Here is an 18,232-nt window from a genome sequence, read left to right as displayed (position 1 = left end):
GGAAGCAGGTTGACTACGGCACCCGGCACACGAATTCCTCGAACTTCCCATTGGCGCCGACGGGCATGCGTTCGCGGAACTGCACCATCGTGATCCGGAAGGGATAGTTCAACGCCTGCTGGACGATCTTGATCAGCCCCTGCTCCTGATCCCTGGTGATCTCTTGATCGGTCACGATCCGGAACTCGATCTCTTCCAGGCTGGTCTGGATCAGCTGATACTGCCGCACCGGCGCCACCGTGTCGAAGGAATGGAAGCCGACCAGCGGCCAGTTGCGCGATCCGTTGGGCAGCCGCACCAGATTACGCTCGCGCCCCAGAATGCGCTTGAGCGTCGGCAGGCCGCGGCCGCAGCTGCAGGGAGGACCGACTTCGGCATAATCGCCGATATCATAGCGGATCAGGGGCGTCGCCAGATTCTGCAGGTCGCTCACCAGCACGCGGCCGATCTCGCCTTCCCGGCAGCGCTCACCCTGCTCATCGACCACTTCGACGATGAGCGCCTCCGACATGATATGGTAAAGCCCGCTTGCCTTGCATTGGATGGCGATCGTTCCCGCTTCCTGCGAAGAGTAATTGTCCTCGATGCTGCACCCGGTGATCTTCTTGATGCGCTCGCGCAATTCCGCATGGACCGTCTCGCCGATCGTCTTGACATGGCGAAGGCTGGTGAGGTCGAAGCCCTCTTTCTCCCAGATCGTCGCGAAGGCGGCGAGATTGTTGGGATAGATGATGAGAAGCTCGGGGCGGAATTTGCGCAGCAGGCGCAGCTGCTCCCGGATATCGGTGGTGATCGGTATGCCTTGCGCCTCGCCGGTGCTGAACAGATTGCGCACCGGCGCACCCCAGTCCTTGGCATCGACATATTTGCTGACATTGGCCCTGATCGAGCTCATCCGGTTGGCGAAGGAGCGGTCGTTCCACAGATGATCGCGGATCGTATAGGCCGACCAGAACAGCCGGTTGATGGCGGTTTTCCTCACCGTCACCGGCTCGCCGGTCGAGCCCGAGGTCTTGGCGGTGCCGAGGGGGAGATGCCGGTTCGGCACCTGCGCGGCGAAGAAGCGGTCGCCTAAAGCCTGCGCATCGCGCCGTGACAGCGGTTCGACATGGCGCAGGCGCTCGAGGTTGTTGAGAGTGCTTACGCCGGAAGCCTTGAGGCGCCCCGCGAAGGACGGCGTGTGCCGCTTGTGATGCTCGGCCACCGCATTGAGCTGGCGCGCCTGGTTTTCCGCAAGCGCTGCCGGCGTGTGCCACTGCGTTGCCTCGAGCTGGGCGAGGAGTGCCGCCAGCATCGCATTCTCGTCGACCGAGACAGGCGGCCACAGGAGCCCTTCGATGTCGGATTTCTGTGGAACGGTGCTCAGATTGCTGCTGCCTGGTTCTTGTCGAAGGCCAGCATAGGGCAGCACTCGGCAAGATCATAGCTGCCGCACGGCTCGAAGCGCACATTGGAAATGCCCTCGGGCAGGACATCCAGGAACTCCCGGCGGCTGGGGAATGTATAGATGGCGGGCGAGCCCCTGTAGATGTCGATCATGTCGATGATGTCGCGTGACCAGCCGGTATCGCGGGCGAGTTTGTCACGATCGGGGAAAAGCTCGTTGAAGCGCTCGCGGATGAGCACGACGGGCATCGAGGCGCCGCCGCCCTCGGCCAGATGCATGGCGATCTGCCACTTGAAGGCATGGAAATTGACCGTGGCTTGCCGCGATCCCATTTGCCGCAGATGGTCTTCGGTGAAGGGCTTCTCCGGCCGCTCATAGAGGCGGCAGGCAAAGCGGCCGCGGGGCGCCAGGAGGGCGGCAACGCGCTGGAGCAGTTGGCGGACTTCCCTGAGGGTCGTGACGGCGTTCAGGCTGCCGTCTCCCACCACCGCAGCGAAATGGTTCTTCGGTCCTTCGAGATCGAGCCAATCGGCATGCAACGCCTTCTTCGCGGCGGTGTCGCCCGGCCAGACATGGTCGATCATCGCCTTGTTCTTGTCGACGCCGAGCACCTGATCAAAGGAATTGGCGAGCTCGGGCGTCACGCCCAGAAGCAGAACAGGTCCGGAAATGTCGCCAATGAGTTCACGGATCTTGCTGAGGGTGTCGGCGTTCGGCCGCAAGGGTGCTTCAAGCTTCGACCATGCGGCGTGATACTTCTGCCAATGCGTCATGGCCGACACACAGCTCGGACGGCGCCAGGGCTCAATTGAATTTGTAACTTATGCCGATGCGGCCGACCCAGATCTCTTGATCGACTTCAAATGTGTCCGCTTCGATTTGCTCGGCAACCGCCTCACCATCTTCGGAGCCAAGATCAAAATAGAATCCTTCGAGACGCACAAGCCAATTATCGGTCCAGGCATGTTCGATGCCGGCACCCACCACCCAGCCAAAATCAAGATCGAGCGACTCTGGCGCCAAGTTTGTTGCCGCAACGGTGCCGTCGTCGTCCCAGGTATGTTCGGCATCAGCAAAGGCGAGACCACCGGTTACATAGAACAGGGTGCGGTCAGCTGCATAGCCAGCGCGCGCCCGCAACGATCCCAGGAGGTCTATTTCCGAAGTGATATCAAGGCCCTCGGCGCCATCAAGCCGCTCATGCTCCTTTGAATCGAACCAGGCAATGTCGGCTTCCAGACCGAACACCCACCTGTCGTGCTGGAAATTGATGCCGGCAAGGGCGCCCAACAGAAACGTGGTTTCATTGAGAGACTCATCGATGGCAACAGGGTCCACCAGTATATCGTCATCCAGACCGTCCCAGTCCGACGATGTGTGTCCGACGCCAGCAAAGATGCCGACATAGACGCCGCTCCAGTCATAGGGCTGCTCTTCGACGATGTCGGCTGCAAAAGCCGGCATGCTCAAGGCGAGTGCCGACCCGAGTGTCAAAGCCATTGTAAGCTTGCGCATATATCCCCGCTCGGGCGCTCCCACGCCCAGATTCTCTTGCAAATATGCGGCAACCGTTACTTTTCGTCAATTTCAGCTTGGATGGCAGGTCACGATTTGGTGCCCACTATTGCAAGCCAGCCACAGGGAACGCGGCGGGAACACAGGCCTTAACCGAGCACTTTCTCCAGCGCCTTCTTGATCTTGGGCCCGGTCGGCTTGGCAGCGCTCGAGAACCAGCCGGCGAAGGAGCCATCCCGGCCAATCAGATACTTATGAAAATTCCATTTGGGCTGGCCGAGCAGCCCCGCCTCTCCATTCGCCCATATGTAGAAGGGATGCGCCGCCTTGCCCTTCACGTCGTTCTTGGCCGTCATCGGGAAGGTCACGCCATAATTCTTGCGGCAGAAGGCGCCGATCTCGGCCTCCGAGCCCGGCTCCTGGCCGCCGAACTGGTTGCACGGAACGCCCAGCACGACGAGCCCTTTGTCGCGGTTGGCCTGCCAGAGCTTTTCGAGCTCTTCATATTGCGGCGTGTATCCGCATTCGGACGCGGTGTTGACGACCAGGATCGCCTGGCCGCGGAATTCCGCCAGTGGCAGGTTTTCGCCGGTGAGCCGGGTGAAAGCGAAATCATGCGCCTTGCTCATTGCACTACCTCATCGCCTGCAGGCGCCGTGCGCCATAGAGGATCAGCCCGGCCACGAGGCCCCAGAACGGCGCGCCGACGCCGTAGAGTGTAATGCCCGATGCCGAGACCAGGAACGTGGCGAGTGCCGCCTCGACCTCATGGCTCGTCTTGAACATCTGCGTGGCGCTGCCGAGCAGCGGCGCGAACAGCGCAAGGCCGGCGATCGCGGTGATGAGCGGTTTGGGCAGGCTGCCCAATATGGCGACAAAGCTTGCCGCCGCGAGCCCGACCAGGATGTAGAGAATGAGATAGGGCCATGCCACGAGCCAGCGCTTTTGCGGATCGGGATGCGATTCAGGCCCGGTCACGATCGAGGCGGTGATCGCCGCGAGATTGAGCTGATGCGAGCCGAAGGGCGCGAACAGGATCGATCCCAGCCCCGTCGCCCAGAGCGAGCCGGTGACCGGCGGCTGATAACCCGATGCCTTCAGCACGGCGAAGCCGGGCAGGTTCTGCGACGCCATGGTGACCAGATAGAGCGGCAGGCCGAGGCCGACGATCACGGGCCAGTCGAAGGCGGGCGTCGTCCACACCGGCTCGGTGACCTGGAGGGAGCAGCAGCTCTGGCCGAAGGATCCTGTAAGCATCGCCAGCGCGATGCCCGCTGCGACGACCACAGGCACTGCGAAGAGCGGCTGCCAGACGCGCAGCGCGAAAAAGACAACGATCAGCGGCAGCACCAGCAACGGCAAGTCGATGGCCGCTCCCGGCACTCCCATTGTGTAGCGCAGCAGCACGCCCGCCAGCATGCCGGCGGCGATCGAGGCCGGAATCCGCTCGATCAGTCGCGCCACCGGCTTGAACAGGGCCGTCATGCATGTCAGGGCGCCGGCGGCAATGAAGGCGCCGATCGCGCTCGGATAGTCGATGCCGGCCGACGAGCTCGTGGCGATGAGCGCCGCGCCCGGCGTCGACCAGGCGGCGATGATCGGCATCTTGTAGCGCCAGCTCAGCACGAGGGTGATGATCGCCTGGCCGATGCACAGGGAAGCGGCCCAGGACGCCTTCTCCGCGGGATTGGCGCCGACCGCATCGGCCGCTTCCATGATGAGCAGGATGGTCGAGGCGAAGCCCACCACGACCGCGGTAAGTGCCGACGACGTCAGGCTGAACCAGCCTCTGGCCGAGGTGCCGCCGGCGTCTTGCGTCACATCGCTCATGTGATGGGGATTCCGGGTTCGTATTTTTCCTGGCGCAGGATGAGCGTGGTCTTCACGCTGTCGACATTGGCGGCGGCGGTCAGGTCCTTGATGATGAAATCCTGCATCGCATGAAGATTGGGCCCCACGCATTTGAGCATGAAATCGGCCTCGCCCGAGACCGCATAGCATTCGCGCACCATGGGCCAGGCCTTCACCCGCGCGATGAACTGGGTGAGCTCGCTCTCCGCCTGGCTCTTGAGCCCGACCATGGCGAAGACCATGACCTCGAAGCCGAGCTTCTCGGCATTGAGCATGGCCCGGTAGCCCGAAATATAGCCCGCTTCCTCCAGGGCCCTGACCCGGCGCAGGCAGGGCGGCGGCGAAAGTCCAACTTTTTCAGCCAATTCCACATTGGTGATGCGGCCATTCTCCTGGAGGGTCCGGAGAATCCTCCAGTCGATGGCGTCGAGGTGCCCCGTTACCGTCATGATGGGGACTATAGCAATATTATTTCAAGGATGCGTAGGGGGCATTGCATTCCCGTCGAGCTATGCACAACTGTTAGTCAAAGGGTTGAGAAAGCCCCCAAATAAGCTATGCTATCCCGTCATACCACCAGAGCGGCGCCGCCTTGCGACTTCGGCGGCAGGAGCGCTTCAGAATAGGAGCAAGCCATGACTGACCGTCATGCCCGCGTCCTGATCCTCGGGTCGGGGCCAGCCGGATATACGGCCGCGATCTATGCTGCCCGCGCCATGCTGAAACCCCTGATGATCCAGGGCATTCAGCCGGGCGGCCAGATGACGATCACGACCGATGTCGAGAACTATCCGGGCTTTGCCGATGTCATCCAGGGCCCCTGGCTGATGCAGCAGATGGAGGCCCAGGCCCGCCATGTCGGCACCGAGATCATATCCGACCACATCGTCGAGGTCAGGCTCAACCAGCGCCCTTTCTGGCTCAAGGGCGATTCGGGCCAAGTCTACACGGCCGATGCGCTGATCATCGCGACCGGCGCCCAGGCCAGGTGGCTGGGCCTGCCCTCCGAGCAGCGTTTCCAGGGCTTCGGCGTCTCGGCCTGCGCCACCTGCGACGGCTTCTTCTATCGCGACCGGAAGGTGGTGGTGGTGGGCGGCGGCAATACCGCGGTCGAGGAGGCCCTCTTCCTCACCAATTTCGCCAGCGAGGTCACCGTCGTGCATCGCCGCGATCATTTCCGCGCCGAGAAGATCCTGCAGAACCGGCTCTTCGCCCATCCCAAGATCAAGGTGATCTGGGATTCGGTGCTGGAGGAGGTCGAAGGGGCCGATGACCCGAAAGGCGTCACCGCCGCCAGGATCCGGAATCTCAAGACCGGAATGGTGCAGAAGCTTTCCGTCGACGGCGTCTTCATCGCCATTGGCCACAAGCCTTCGACCGATCTGTTCGTCGGCCAGCTGCCGCTCAATGCCGGCGGCTACATCATCACGGAGGGCCGCTCGACCGCGACATCCATTCCGGGCGTCTATGCTGCAGGCGATGTGACTGACGATATCTACCGCCAAGCCGTGACCGCGGCCGGCATGGGCTGCATGGCGGCGCTCGAGGTGGAACGATGGCTGGCGGCGCAGGAGCATCTGCGCGAGGCGGCCGAGTAAGGATAAAAGCATTGCGCGAAAAAGTGGGTACCGGCTTTTCGTGAAAGCAATGCGGTAGTAGAAAATAGCATTGCGCGAAGCGGGGGAGAGACCGGGTTTTCGCACAGGCAATGCGGCAAGTAGAGGATAGCATTGCGGGGGTATGCAATGCGCAAGCGAGAAACAGCATTGCTATGGATTGGGACAAGCTCAGAATTTTTCACGCCGTCGCGGAGGCGGGATCCTTCACTCATGCGGGCCATGATCTGGGCCTGTCGCAGTCGGCGGTGAGCCGGCAGATCAGCTCGCTCGAGCAGGATCTGAACGTGGCGCTCTTCCACCGCCATGCCCGCGGCCTCATTCTCACCGAGCAGGGCGAGGTGCTCTATCGCACCGCCCATGACGTCTTCGCCAAGCTGGCCGCGGCGCAGACGCGCCTCATGGACTCGAAGGACAAGCCGACCGGGGAGTTGCGCATCACCACCACCGTCGGCCTCGGCTCGGTGTGGCTCACTCCGCATCTGACCGAGTTCACCGATCTCTATCCGCAGATCCAGGTGACCTTGATGCTCGACGACCGCGAGCTCGACCTGGCGATGCGCGAGGCGGATGTCGCGATCCGGCTGCGCCGCCCGGTGCAGCCCGATCTCATCCAGCGCAAGCTCTTCACCGTGCACCACCACATCTATGCCGCCCCCGAATATATCAAGAAATTCGGCATGCCGAAGTCGGTCGAGGATCTCGACAACCATCGTATCGTGACATTCGGCCAGGCGCCGACCTATCTCACCTCGATCAACTGGCTGGAGACGGCGGGGCGCGTCGATGGCGACATCAGGCGGCCGTTCCTGCGCGTGAACAATGCCTATGGCTTGCGCCGCGTCGTCGAGGCGGGCGTCGGCATAGCCTCGCTCGCCGACTATATCGTCGGCAACAATTCGAGCCTGGTGCAGGTCAATCTCCCGGTGGAGACGCCGCAATTCGACACCTATTTCGTATATCCGGAAGAGCTGAAGGACTCGAAGCGGGTGACCGTGTTCCGTGACTTCCTCGTCTCCAAGGCGAAGGAGTGGAGCTTCTAGAGCATGATCCGGAAAAGTGGATACCGGTTTTCCGGAAAAATCATGCGCAACCAAAAAGCTAGAGCGTGATGGCTACTCGACGAAAAGCCCTCACGCTCTAGCGCAGCAATGGAGATTCCGCTTCTCCTGCGCCAGGCCATCGACCAAGCGCTCGAGGGAGTGGCGCTCGGCGATCTGAGGCGCGCTGCCGCAACCCTGTCGGAGCGCTATCGCGGCGAGAAGCTCGATGGCGCACTACACCTCTCGGACGATCTCGCCGCCAGGGCCTATCTCGCGACCAGGCTTCCCGCCACCTATGCCGCTATCCGCGCCGCAATGACCGAGCTCGCCGAAAGGCGGCCGGATTTCTCAGCCCATAGCCTGCTCGATATTGGCGCCGGCCCCGGCACTGTCCTGTGGGCGGCGGCCGATTGCTGGCCGGGCCTTGCAACGGCGCGGCTGATCGAAGCCTCCAGCGCCATCCGCAAATGGGGCGAGATCCTGGCCAGGGACAGTACGGTCGCTGAGATCGTCTGGCAGGCCGGTGACATTGCCGAAGGGGTCGGCGAAGCAGGCCGGCCCGATCTCGTCTCACTGGCCTATGTGCTGAGCGAGCTCCCGGCCGCCGCCCGTGGCAGGCTGGTCGATGATCTCTGGGTGCTGACGGGCGACACATTGCTCATCGTCGAGCCGGGCACGCCCAGGGGATGGGAGCGCATCCTCAGCGCCCGCACCCGTCTCATCGCGCAGGGCGCCCATATCCTCGCCCCCTGCCCGCATGCGGCGCCCTGCCCGGTCGCCGCGCCGGACTGGTGCCATTTCGCGAGGCGCGTGGCGCGCTCACGCCTGCACCGCCTCGCCAAGGACGCCGATGTGCCCTGGGAGGACGAGAAATTCATCTATCTCGCGGCCTCTCGCCGGCCCGGCCTCGCCGCCGAAGCCCGCATCCTGGCGCCGCCGCGGGTGGGCAAAGGCCGCATCGATCTGAAGCTCTGCTGCGCCGATGGCACGTTGCAGGACCGCACGCTCAGCAAGCGCGACGGTGCCACATTCAAGACAGCCCGCCGCCGCGATTGGGGCGAAATTCTATAGAAATCTGCTCCCCGGGAGAAATTCGGGGACTAAGCATGATCAGACACCTTGTGGCGCTGGTAGCCGCTGCCTTGCTCGTCGCGGGTACGGTCGATGCGAAGCAGCGCTATTTCCCACCGAAGACTGGCGGAGACAGGTGGAGTGATTTTCCGAGCGCTCCCTATTCCAGGCATCTGGCGGCGATGGACGAGCCCTCCCTTTGGACAACCGACATGAGGGCAGAAACCTACCGGATTCTCTGGTTGCGCTCATTCGATCCGCCCATGGTCTTCCGGCTGATCATACTGTCCGATGGCTCGGCAATACTGGTCGTCAAGAAGACGAATGGTAAGGGTGGCTTCGAGTCGGGAAAGATCGTCCTGAACAAGCAGATGAGTATCGACAGGCCGGAAACCCAGGAACTATTGAAGAACCTGGCGCTGGCGAATTTCTGGTCCCTTCCCACGCTCCCACCCCGAGACCCGTCAAGGTTTGTCGGACTCGACGGCGCTCACTGGATTGTAGAGGGAAAGAAGGACCGACAATACCATGTTGCCGACAGGCGGCGTGACTACCCTGATCCGATCACCGACTGGGCGCTACGTGTCATGAAGAAGAGCGGCGAAAATCTGGAGCCGATCTACTAGCGACTGTGGTCGGATTTTACGTCACCCATGCCAGAAGGCCGGCACCAGCGACAGCACGAGCAATATCCCCATCGTCACGTTGAAGATTCGCAACCGTTTCGGGTTTTCGAGCCAGCGCCGCACTCCTGTGCCGAACAGAACCCAGACCGAGCAGCCGGGCACCGCCATCGCCATGAATATCGCGGTGAGCAGCAACACCGAGACCGTATAGGCGCTCGGAATGGTGTAGGTGGTGATCGCGGTCACCGCCATCACCCAGGCTTTCGGATTGACCCATTGAAACGCCGCCGCCTGCAGGAAGCTCATCGGCCGGCTGCCGGCCTTGCCCTCGCCCATCTTGCGCGTCATCGCGATCTTCCAGGCGAGATAGATCATGTAGGCGGCACCGGCATAGCTCAGCGCCGTATAGAGCACCGGATAGACTTTGAAGATCTCGCCAAGCCCCATGCCGACAAGCACGGTCATGAGGCCGAAGCCCAGCGTGATGCCCGTCATATGCGGCACGGTTGCGCGAAAGCCGAAATTCACGCCGGAGGCGAGCAGCATCATCGTGTTGGGGCCGGGCGTGAAGGTCATCACGAAAGTGAAGATCAGCAGCGCCCAGAATAGGTCAAAGCTCATGACCTATTCTGGGCCGGATCGGCGATCCTGTCGAGCCTGGGCCATTGGCCGGGCAGCAATGCAAAATCCGCACGGCCTGGTTTTTTTCTGCAACTCATTGGAATCGATGATCTTCATGATCATGGTTGGACCTTCATCCAAAGTCTTGAAAAATCAACGCCATGCGAGTCCAGCATGACACCCATGAGATGTGTCAGCTTGTCTGACATAAGCGAATGGCGCATCTTCTCATTGTCGCATTCATTGGGAATGCACAACCAGCGGAAGTTACTCCCTCCCCTTGTATCGCTCCGCTGATGTTTCCGGACCACCCTCACCCGGACCGGAAGCGTCCCTTCACTGGGACAAGCCCATATCCTTGGCCGGACAGATTTTGTCCGGCCTTTTCTTTTGCGGCGGCCTTTATGATCTTCCGGTCACGGAATATCCCGCGCGGCCGGCGCAAGCTCACATATAGAGCTTCTCGTTCTCCAACCCCTGATAGAGCGAAGCGACGAACTCGCCATAGCCATTATAGAGCTGCGTATCGATGCGCTCGCCGGTGCCCAGAACCTGCTCCGAGGCCTGGCTCCAGCGCGGATGCGGCACTTGCGGGTTCACATTGGCCCAGAAGCCATATTCGGATGACTGCAGCTGCTCCCAGAAGCCGATCGGCCGCTCCTTCACGAAGCTCACCTTGATGATCGACTTGATGGATTTGAAGCCGTATTTCCACGGCATGTGGATGCGGATCGGCGCCCCCATCGATTTCGCCACCGGCTTGCCATAGGCCCCGGTGACGACGAAGGTGAGATCATGCATCGCCTCCGCCATGGTCAGGCCCTCGACATAGGGCCACGGCATGGTGCCGAACAGCCCCGGCTGCTGGCCTGACGCCATCTCGGGATTGTTGAAGGTCTCGAAGCGCACATATTTGGCGTCGGCCGTGGGACTGGCCAGCTCGACCAGCTTCTTCAGCGGAAAGCCCGTCCACGGCACCACCATGGACCAGGCTTCGACGCAGCGATGGCGATAGACGCGCTCCTCGAGCGTGACCTTCTTCAGGAGGTCGTCGATGCCGATCACGAAAGGCTTGTCGACCTCGCCGTCGACGGCGATCTCCCATGGCCTGATCTTGAGGTTCTCGGCCTCGGCCGCGATCCCCTTCGACGTCCCGAACTCATAGAAGTTGTTGTAATTGGTGTTGTATTTCTCGTCGGTGACGGCGCGCCCGGCATCCTTGTAGGCCGGGTTGACGGGAGCCGGGTAAAGCCCCTGCGAGGGATCGCCTTCGGCACGGGCGGGGCCGGCAATGCCGGTCAGCGCCGCGCCGGCGAGCCCTGAAAGAACCGTCCGGCGGTTGAGAAACAGCGCCTCAGGCGTGACTTTGTGTTCCGGAATTTCCCATCCGTATCTGCGCTTGATCAACATCTTGCATGTCCTTGGCTCAACCTGACGCTAGACCACACAACCGTTCATTGCAAATTACGCCCGATCACGCTTCCGGGAAGGGGCAGGCAAGGCGGCCATCTGTCTTCACTGATACGATGCCGGGCCGTCCCGCGTTACACGGAATCTTCCCGGCTGCGGCGGGAGCCATTCTCCCGCATCAGGCCTGCCCCGGACGCCGGCATGGCCGGTTGCGCCGGATCATATGCCGAGATTGACGTCGGGCGGCAATCCCCTTCAGCTTGCGATGCGCAAACCCGGCGATTGCCGTGTCAGATCCGCCACAGCCCCGCGGCTACCGGATCACTTGGGCGGGCTCCCGCGCGATCCGCGCGAAAGCGCCGCGACCGCGCTGTCGAGGCGCTGAACCGCCCGCAGAAGATAGGCGCGATCGATGAGATAGGCCTTCCGGCAATCATTGCATCTTGTGGTGAAGTGCGTCATCGCCCAGGGCATCGTTTTGGAAGTGGTACTTCCGCAATGCGGACAGGTGATGGAAACGACTTCTGTATCTGCCATCGGGACAGCCCCCTCTCCCGTTTAACTCGAATATTCGCTGTTAATTCAACTTTATGGGATCGTCAATCACACACCCACTGGAATTGACGGTTTCTGTTCAGATTCCCTTTGTGCAAAGCATAGATTTTTACGCATGGGCACCAACCACTAGGCGAAATCGCTTTTGCGGCCCGCTATGGCCGCGTAGAAATTCATCAGCCGCGGCTCGATCTGCTCGGACAGGGTCGAACATTTTCGCACATTGTCGTCGAACTTGTCGTCGCGCTTGTTGGCGAGGTCGTCCACAAGCTTGTCGTGCAGGCTGCGCAATTCCGCGAAAACCGGCGATTGCGCCATCTTCTCATCGCCGGCCACCGCCCATATCTGCATATCGCTGGACCGGCCCGCCATTGCGACATGCCCCGCCGGCAGAATGGCAAGCCGTCGCGTCGCGGCATCAAGGTCGCCGGCGATCACGATGTCGAAATTCGCGCGCTTGCTGGCCGTCTCGGTGCGGGCGGCGATATTGACCGTCTCGCCCACCGCCGAATAATCGAAGCGCGTCTGCGATCCCATATTGCCCACGCAGGCCGGCCCCGTGCACATGCCGACGCCGCATTGCAACGGCCATCGCCCGCGTTCCTTCAATATGTTCCCGAACGCCTCCTCGGCATTGAGGTCGGCGGTCGCCTTGCGGATGCCGAGCCCCGCCAGGGCGGCGTGGTACTGGTGATCGGCCTTCGTCAGGGGCGCATTCCAGAAGGCCATGATCGAATCGCCGATGAATTTGTCGATCGTGCCGCCGGTGGCGATGATCGCCGAGCTCCACCTGTCGAGCAGGGTGTTGATCAGCGACACGAGGTTGTCGGGCGGCAGTTTCTCGCTCAGGCTCGTGAAGCCGCGGATGTCGACGAAAAGGACGGTGATGTCCTTGACCTCGCCGCCCAGTGCCAGGGCGTCCGCATGCTGTTCGATTTCATGCAGGACATCCGGCGAAACAAAATGCCCGAAAGCATTGCGCAGCATGCGCCGGTCGCTGTCGGTGACGAGCAGACGGAAAGCCAGCGTCGACAGGAAGGTGAGGATGATGCCGAGGATGGGGAACGTGGCATCGATCAGTATGCCGAGCGACCGGAAGGCATAGGCCGAGGCAAAGCCGAGGGCTCCTACCGCGACGACGCCGGCCGCCGTCGCGACGAGCGGCGTCGAATACATGATGATGGCGACGAGCACCAGCCCGAGCGCGACAAAGGCCAGCAACTCGGCGCCGCCGACCCACTGCGGACGCATGAGATACTCGCCCCTCAGTATCTGCTCGATGACCTGGGCATGAATGAGGACGCCGGGCACGGTCTCGCCCAGGCTCGTCGTGCGCACATCGAGCAGTCCGGCGGCGGAAGTGCCGACGAAGACGATATTGCCGTTGATGAGCGGCGCCAGGGCTTCGCGTTCGGCTCCCGAAATGAGGCGATAGGCGGAAACATAGATGTCCGGAGCGTCACGCCGATAGCGCACCGTGAAGCTCGAATCCTCCGCCACCGGCACTTCGAAATCACCGACCCTGATGCTCTCGATGGCATTTTCCGTCACCTCGGAAGCATTGACGACGATCGTCTGTGCGCCCTGCGCCACTCTGAGGGCTTCAAGCGGCAGGCTTGGATAGAAGCCGGCGGGGCTGCCGTCGGTCCACAGCATCGGCACGCGGCGGGCTATGCCCTGCTCGCGCGCCAGATCGAGATTGATTCCGCCAAATCCTGCCGCCGCCGCTTCCAGCTTGTCGATATTGGCGGCAACGCTCTGAATGAGGGGCGGCGCCTTGCTGGCATCGAGCCCCGTCTGGGCGAAGCCCGCAGTCCGCGGCGGCGTCTTGCGCACATTGCCCGGCGCGTTGGAGAAAGCGAGAATGACCGGCTTGCCCTGGATCGCCTGCGCAAACAGATCGTCGTTGTTGGGAAATGACGTCGCGATTTCTTCCCGCGCCGCGGGGCTCAGGCTGGCGATGAGATCGGGATCCTCGGCAAACCGGCTCGGCGACAGGCGGTCCGGCTCCGGAAACACGATGTCGAAGGCGACTGCCGCGGCCCCCAGCGTGCCGAGCTCGTCGATCAGCCCGGCCAGCTGCTTGCGCGACCACGGCCACTGCCCGAGCCTGGCCAGGGACGCCTCGTCGATGTCGACGATGCGTACCGGAAGATCCTGCTTCTCACGCGGCCAGAGTCGCTGCAGCTGATCGAAGCCGGCATTGCGCATATACTGGAGCAGCGGCGGGTCATAGCCGCGCAGGAACGTCAGGCCGATGAGAATGGCAATGCCCGTCGCGAGGCCCGCCCAGGTCTTGCGCGCTCCGGCCCCGGTCACATCCTACATCCATCGACATTTGGCATGCCGGGTAAGCATAGTGGACTGGGGTTGAGTCGTACTAGCTTCCTTCGTTCGGCGGGCCGCTGTTGTCGGGGGGAGAGCCCCTCTCGGCGCCGCCCGACCCCGGCCCATTACCCCCTTGCGAGCCGCCACCGAAGAAGTTCTGGAATAATGTCGCCACCGACCGGCAGGACGACGTGTTGACGCGGAAGGGCTGCGCCAGGGGCCCCTGGTTGAGGATGTAAGGCAGGCTGCGGACCGCCCGCCCCTTCGCCTTGCCGCCGAGCTCGTCCACGTCATTGTCTGCGGCACGCCCCACCCCGCAGCGGTCGTCCACCGATTCGCACTGGCCATAGGCGCACAGCCTCACCCGCCCGGCATGCACGGCCACCAGGGTCGCCCGGCCCGATGAGAAGTCGAAGGCCGTCCCGCGGATGCCGATGGTCGCATTGGCGGTCTGGATGTCATAGGCGTTCTTGGCGCTGCGTCCGCTGATGAACCGGAAGGTGCCCCGCAACGCCGCAACCGAGAATTTCTGCGCCCTGCTGCCGCCGCGCATGAGGAAACGGTCGATCACCAGGGTCGAATTCGGCCCCACGACCAGCTTCGTATCATCGACGAAGATGATCTGGACATTGCCGCCGCCGGTGACGATCCTGTCGTCTTCATAGATCGGGGCTCCGGCCGCCAGCGCGCGATTGCCGCCCGGTCCGGAAGCAGAGGGAGAGCCTGACTTGGCAAAGACCTTTCCGATCGGAGTGGCGGCCTGAAGCGGGGTCGTCAGGGCATAAAGGCAGATAACGCCCGCCCCAGCGAGTCGTAGTGCATTTGTCATCAATCGATTCCTAGGTAGACCCCTCGTGCGCATTCTGCTCTAACGAAAAGTAAACTACAAGGCACTCCCCTTTTTGGGGAGTCGCAGAGCCATCCCGGGCTGCCTATGATCCCGGCTTGCCCCTCCCGAGCATCTTGCTCTACAGCAGCATGGACAGCAGGTAGTTTCCCCGAACCTTCGGAAATATCAGGACAAAAGCGGCGCGGCGCGGATATCCGCCACGCCCGTTGAGCGGCCCAGTTGAGGACTCTCCAAAGAACATGACGACCGTAAAAGACATGATGCAGGAGCCGGTTCTGGTTCTGGCGCCGGAAAACACCGTTGCCCAGGCGATTGCCGCCATCAGGGCCATCCCCCGCGAGCGCATCTATACCTATCCGATGGTCGCCGACAGAAGGGGGCGCCTGGTCGGCCTGTGCGTGATGCGCGACCTGATCCTGGCGGATGCCAAGGCGAAGATCGCCGAGGTCATGCTGACGAAAGTCCTGGCTCTGCCGCAAGGCGCCGACGTGCATGATGCCTTGAACCGCATCAAGGGCATGGAGATCCCGGAATATCCGGTCATCGCCCGCAACGGCAGGTTGCGGGGCGTGGTGCGCGCCGCGCGCCTGCATGAGATCGAGGAAGCGCGCCTCGCGGCGACCCCTGGCCGAATGGTGGGTGTCGACGAGGGCGAGACCGTGGCGACGCCCTTCCTGGCCTCGATCAGGTCGCGCCTGCCCTGGCTGATGATCAATCTCGTCACCGCCTTTGCCGCCGGCCTGGTGGTCGGCCACTACCAGGACACGATCGACCGCGTCGTCCTTCTTGCCGCCTTCCTGCCGGTTCTCGCCGGCCAGTCGGGCAATACCGGCGCCCAGGCGCTCGCCATCACCTTGCGGACGCTGGAGCGCTCGGGCACCACCGATTTCTATTCGGCCGCCCTGTGGAAGGAGATCCGCCTCGGTCTCGTCCACGGCGTCCTGACCGGCATCGTCGTGGGTGCCGTCATCTACATCGTGGCCGCATTGGCAGGCGACACGGGACCCGAATGGCTGGCCCTGATCGTCTTCATCGCCACCATCCTCTCCGTCCTGGTCAGCGGCCTGTGCGGCGCCTCGGTGCCGGTCGTGCTCAAGAAGATGGGCGCCGACCCCGCCACCGCCTCCAGCATCATCCTGACGACGATCACCGATATCGTCAGCATGGGCTCCATGCTGATGCTGGCGTCCATGCTGATCGGCTATCTCACTTGATCGCGACCAGTATCTCGACAGGGCTTCGTCGCTAAGCGGCGAGCGTCGCCTTGCGGTTGGTGACCACCTGATCGGCCTGGCGGCCCGTCAGCTCCGACATATGATCGTGCTTGAACACGAAGGTGCCGACGCCGGCGGTCGCCGATCGCAGTTCGATGATGAGCGAACCGATCTCGCTTTCCGGCATATGCGCCTTGACCGTGTCCCAGCCGGGCCAGCCCTCGCGGCCGTCGAAGCCCAGAAGCTGGCCGCGATGGCCGGAGACGATCTGGTTGACGCGCGATGTCGCCTCGCTCGGCACATGCACCTCGACCGCCACGATGGGCTCGAGCAGCACCGGCGAGCATTGCGGCATGCCTTCGCTCATGGCGATGCGCGCCGCCGTCTTGAACGCCATTTCGGAGGAGTCGACGTCATGATAGGAGCCGTCCGACAGATTGACGGTGAAGTCGACCACCGGAAAGCCGAGCGGACCCTGCCCCATCCAGTCACGTATGCCGGTTTCCACCGCCGGAATATACTGCTTGGGAACGACCCCGCCGGTGATCGTGTCGGTGAAGGTGAAGCCTGAGCCCCGCGGCACCGGTTTGATCTCGACGACGATATCGCCATACTGGCCGTGCCCGCCCGACTGCTTCTTGTGGCGGCCGCGGATCTGCACCGGCTTGCGGATCGTCTCGCGATAGTCGATCCGGCGCGGTCGCGCATTGGCCTGAACGCCGAATTTTCCCATGAGCCTTTCGAGCGCGACGCGCAGATGCATCTCGCCCTGCCCCCACAGCACCATCTCATGCGTGCTCTGGTTCTGCTCGAGCGACAGCGAGGGATCTTCCTCGATGAGCTTGGCGACGGAGCTGGTGAGCTTCACCTCGTCCTTGCGGTCGGCGACCGAGATGGCGAGCCCGTAGACGCCGGGCGCCACATCGAGCTTCGCCAGCTGCTTCACCGTCCCCTTGGCGGCCGAGATCGTCTCGCCGGTTGCCATGTTGTCGAGCTTGCCGAGCGCCACCGTCTCGCCCGTCTCCGCCTTGCCGATCTTCTGCGGGGTCGATCCCATCAGTGTGAACAGGCCGGCGATCCGCGCCTCCTGGCCCTTGCCGCCATAGACCGTGGCGCTGTCAGCGATGGCGCCGGCAAGAACGCGCGACAAGGACAGCTTGCCGCCATGGGCGGTATGGAAGGTCTTGAGAATCTGCAGCACGGCGGAGCCGTTCGCGGCGAGCCCGAGCCGCTTGGCCGTCGCCGCGACCCCCGGCGCCTCGTGCCGCAATGCCTTCATCAGGCGGAATATGCCATTGCCGTTCTCGGCCGAGCCGAACAGGACCGGCGTGATCAGGCCTTCCGACAATTCGCGCGTCAAGTCGTTGAACACGCGATCGCGCGGCGGCTCGATGTCCGAAAGCAGCTCCTCCATAAGCGCATCGTCATAGTCGGCGAGCTTCTCCAGCATCGCGAAGCGCGCCTCCTTCTCGCGGTCAAGCATGTCGGAAGGCATGTCGACGACTTCGCTCGGTGCATTCTCGCGGTAGACGAAGGCGCGCTCGAGCGCCAGATCGACGAAGCCGCGCACGATATCGTCCTTCCAGATCGGCACCTGGCGCAGCAGCAAGGGTGTGACGCTCGCCGGCTGCAGGTAGCTCAGCACGTCGCGCAGCCGGCTTTCGGTGCGGTCGATCTTGTTGATGAAGATGAAACGGGGAATCTTGAGGTCATCGAGCTGCTTGAGGATCAGCTGCAAGGCGGGCACCTTCTTGTCGTCGGGCTCGCAGACGACGACGGCGGCGTCGCATCCCATGAGCGCCGCGCGCGCTTCCTGGCCGAATTCGATCGAGCCGGGGCAATCCACAAAGGTGAAGCTCTCGCCCATGAACTGGACGGTGGCGGCATTGAGCTCGACGCTCATGCCGTGGGCACGCGCTTCCGGCGCCGCATCGCCGACCGTCGTCTTCTCGGCGACTTTCCCCTGGCGCGCAATGGCGCCAAGCCGGAACAATATGGCTTCCAGAAGCGTGGTCTTGCCGCTCAGATAGGGTCCCACGAGTGCGATGCACCGCGGACCCTGTCGTTCTCTGCCATTTGCTGTGCTGGTCATTCGGGACCTCCCTTTGGCTGCGTCAATGCCGTCCGGGGACCGCCCATCTTGCG

The 18,232-nt window shown here is 62.7% G+C and carries 17 protein-coding genes; 5 read left to right on the top strand and 12 right to left on the bottom strand.

Annotated elements, in window-relative coordinates; translation table 11 throughout:
* Positions 1-13: 13 nt before the first annotated feature.
* The 6 genes from DT068_RS09540 to DT068_RS09515 all read right to left on the bottom strand — a co-directional run bounded on the left by DT068_RS09540 (position 14) and on the right by DT068_RS09515 (position 5,202).
* The gene (locus DT068_RS09540; RefSeq protein ID WP_162914104.1) at positions 14-1,411 is read right to left on the bottom strand and encodes a phenylacetate--CoA ligase family protein; all 1,398 of its coding nucleotides are present in this window, start codon (positions 1,409-1,411) and stop codon (positions 14-16) included.
* Complete coding sequence (locus DT068_RS09535; RefSeq protein ID WP_119389581.1) at positions 1,363-2,160, bottom strand: class I SAM-dependent methyltransferase; 798 nt, start codon at positions 2,158-2,160, stop codon at positions 1,363-1,365. The genes DT068_RS09540 and DT068_RS09535 overlap by 49 nt, the downstream gene beginning before the upstream one ends.
* Positions 2,161-2,191: 31 nt before the next feature.
* Positions 2,192-2,887 carry an outer membrane protein gene (locus DT068_RS09530; RefSeq protein ID WP_162914103.1) on the bottom strand — a complete coding sequence of 232 codons (696 nt, stop codon included), beginning with the start codon at positions 2,885-2,887 and terminating at the stop codon, positions 2,192-2,194.
* Between the two features lie 164 nt (positions 2,888-3,051).
* Positions 3,052-3,531 (bottom strand): glutathione peroxidase, encoded by a 480-nt coding sequence (locus DT068_RS09525; RefSeq protein WP_119389579.1) that lies wholly within the window; start codon positions 3,529-3,531, stop codon positions 3,052-3,054.
* A gap of 4 nt (positions 3,532-3,535) precedes the next feature.
* A complete protein-coding gene (locus DT068_RS09520; protein WP_119389578.1) occupies positions 3,536-4,732 on the bottom strand; it encodes a benzoate/H(+) symporter BenE family transporter in 1,197 nt (398 codons plus the stop codon).
* Positions 4,729-5,202, bottom strand: coding sequence for an Lrp/AsnC family transcriptional regulator (locus tag DT068_RS09515; protein WP_119389577.1), 474 nt, complete (start codon positions 5,200-5,202; stop codon positions 4,729-4,731). Before DT068_RS09515 ends, DT068_RS09520 begins: the two co-directional genes overlap by 4 nt.
* 186 nt (positions 5,203-5,388) lie before the next feature.
* On the opposite strand from DT068_RS09515, the gene trxB reads away from it, so the two are divergent.
* The 4 genes from trxB (at position 5,389) to DT068_RS09495 (ending at position 9,109) form a co-directional block, all read left to right on the top strand.
* Positions 5,389-6,351, top strand: a complete 963-nt coding sequence (gene trxB / locus DT068_RS09510; protein WP_119389576.1) for a thioredoxin-disulfide reductase — start codon at positions 5,389-5,391, stop codon at positions 6,349-6,351.
* A 173-nt stretch (positions 6,352-6,524) separates the two neighbouring features.
* The gene (locus DT068_RS09505) at positions 6,525-7,412 is read left to right on the top strand and encodes a LysR family transcriptional regulator (RefSeq protein ID WP_119389575.1); all 888 of its coding nucleotides are present in this window, start codon (positions 6,525-6,527) and stop codon (positions 7,410-7,412) included.
* 108 nt (positions 7,413-7,520) lie between these two features.
* Positions 7,521-8,483, top strand: coding sequence for a small ribosomal subunit Rsm22 family protein (locus tag DT068_RS09500; protein WP_119389574.1), 963 nt, complete (start codon positions 7,521-7,523; stop codon positions 8,481-8,483).
* Between the two features lie 35 nt (positions 8,484-8,518).
* Positions 8,519-9,109, top strand: coding sequence for a hypothetical protein (locus DT068_RS09495; RefSeq protein WP_119389573.1), 591 nt, complete (start codon positions 8,519-8,521; stop codon positions 9,107-9,109).
* A 21-nt stretch (positions 9,110-9,130) separates the two neighbouring features.
* Here DT068_RS09495 and DT068_RS09490 read toward each other — a convergent pair whose 3' ends face one another.
* The 5 genes from DT068_RS09490 to DT068_RS09475 all read right to left on the bottom strand — a co-directional run bounded on the left by DT068_RS09490 (position 9,131) and on the right by DT068_RS09475 (position 14,852).
* Complete coding sequence (locus DT068_RS09490) at positions 9,131-9,730, bottom strand: LysE family translocator (RefSeq protein WP_119389572.1); 600 nt, start codon at positions 9,728-9,730, stop codon at positions 9,131-9,133.
* Positions 9,731-10,177: 447 nt separating this feature from the next.
* Complete coding sequence (gene msrP, locus DT068_RS09485; RefSeq protein WP_119389571.1) at positions 10,178-11,140, bottom strand: protein-methionine-sulfoxide reductase catalytic subunit MsrP; 963 nt, start codon at positions 11,138-11,140, stop codon at positions 10,178-10,180.
* A 321-nt stretch (positions 11,141-11,461) separates the two neighbouring features.
* The gene (locus DT068_RS27960) at positions 11,462-11,602 is read right to left on the bottom strand and encodes a hypothetical protein (RefSeq protein WP_162914102.1); all 141 of its coding nucleotides are present in this window, start codon (positions 11,600-11,602) and stop codon (positions 11,462-11,464) included.
* 222 nt (positions 11,603-11,824) lie between these two features.
* The gene (locus DT068_RS09480; protein WP_119389570.1) at positions 11,825-14,014 is read right to left on the bottom strand and encodes a CHASE2 domain-containing protein; all 2,190 of its coding nucleotides are present in this window, start codon (positions 14,012-14,014) and stop codon (positions 11,825-11,827) included.
* Positions 14,015-14,075: 61 nt separating this feature from the next.
* Positions 14,076-14,852 (bottom strand): FecR family protein, encoded by a 777-nt coding sequence (locus tag DT068_RS09475; RefSeq protein ID WP_162914101.1) that lies wholly within the window; start codon positions 14,850-14,852, stop codon positions 14,076-14,078.
* A 260-nt stretch (positions 14,853-15,112) separates the two neighbouring features.
* On the opposite strand from DT068_RS09475, the gene DT068_RS09470 reads away from it, so the two are divergent.
* The gene (locus tag DT068_RS09470) at positions 15,113-16,087 is read left to right on the top strand and encodes a magnesium transporter (RefSeq protein WP_119389568.1); all 975 of its coding nucleotides are present in this window, start codon (positions 15,113-15,115) and stop codon (positions 16,085-16,087) included.
* Between the two features lie 31 nt (positions 16,088-16,118).
* On the opposite strand, the gene DT068_RS09465 is transcribed toward DT068_RS09470, so the two are convergent.
* On the bottom strand, positions 16,119-18,179 hold the full coding sequence (locus tag DT068_RS09465) for an elongation factor G (protein ID WP_119389567.1): 2,061 nt from the start codon (positions 18,177-18,179) through the stop codon (positions 16,119-16,121).
* Positions 18,180-18,232 lie beyond the last annotated feature (53 nt).

The sequence above is a fragment of the Taklimakanibacter lacteus genome (genome assembly GCA_003576695.1).
GTDB lineage: Bacteria > Pseudomonadota > Alphaproteobacteria > Rhizobiales > Aestuariivirgaceae > Taklimakanibacter > Taklimakanibacter lacteus.
The sequence above is the reverse complement of the archived record's forward strand: the minus strand, read 5'-3'. Positions and strand labels throughout refer to the sequence as shown.

Excerpts from the sequence above, each read along its gene's own strand:
- DT068_RS09520 (WP_119389578.1), bottom strand. The coding sequence starts at position 4,732 with ATGAGCGATGTGACGCAAGACGCCGGCGGCACCTCGGCCAGAGGCTGG.
- DT068_RS09525 (WP_119389579.1), bottom strand. The coding sequence starts at position 3,531 with ATGAGCAAGGCGCATGATTTCGCTTTCACCCGGCTCACCGGCGAAAAC.
- trxB (WP_119389576.1), top strand. The coding sequence starts at position 5,389 with ATGACTGACCGTCATGCCCGCGTCCTGATCCTCGGGTCGGGGCCAGCC.
- DT068_RS09500 (WP_119389574.1), top strand. The coding sequence starts at position 7,521 with ATGGAGATTCCGCTTCTCCTGCGCCAGGCCATCGACCAAGCGCTCGAG.
- DT068_RS09475 (WP_162914101.1), bottom strand. The coding sequence starts at position 14,852 with ATGACAAATGCACTACGACTCGCTGGGGCGGGCGTTATCTGCCTTTAT.
- DT068_RS09465 (WP_119389567.1), bottom strand. The coding sequence starts at position 18,179 with ATGACCAGCACAGCAAATGGCAGAGAACGACAGGGTCCGCGGTGCATC.
- DT068_RS09490 (WP_119389572.1), bottom strand. The coding sequence starts at position 9,730 with ATGAGCTTTGACCTATTCTGGGCGCTGCTGATCTTCACTTTCGTGATG.
- DT068_RS09495 (WP_119389573.1), top strand. The coding sequence starts at position 8,519 with ATGATCAGACACCTTGTGGCGCTGGTAGCCGCTGCCTTGCTCGTCGCG.
- DT068_RS09470 (WP_119389568.1), top strand. The coding sequence starts at position 15,113 with ATGACGACCGTAAAAGACATGATGCAGGAGCCGGTTCTGGTTCTGGCG.
- DT068_RS09505 (WP_119389575.1), top strand. The coding sequence starts at position 6,525 with ATGGATTGGGACAAGCTCAGAATTTTTCACGCCGTCGCGGAGGCGGGA.
- DT068_RS27960 (WP_162914102.1), bottom strand. The coding sequence starts at position 11,602 with ATGACGCACTTCACCACAAGATGCAATGATTGCCGGAAGGCCTATCTC.
- DT068_RS09530 (WP_162914103.1), bottom strand. The coding sequence starts at position 2,887 with ATGGCTTTGACACTCGGGTCGGCACTCGCCTTGAGCATGCCGGCTTTT.
- msrP (WP_119389571.1), bottom strand. The coding sequence starts at position 11,140 with ATGTTGATCAAGCGCAGATACGGATGGGAAATTCCGGAACACAAAGTC.
- DT068_RS09515 (WP_119389577.1), bottom strand. The coding sequence starts at position 5,202 with ATGACGGTAACGGGGCACCTCGACGCCATCGACTGGAGGATTCTCCGG.
- DT068_RS09535 (WP_119389581.1), bottom strand. The coding sequence starts at position 2,160 with ATGACGCATTGGCAGAAGTATCACGCCGCATGGTCGAAGCTTGAAGCA.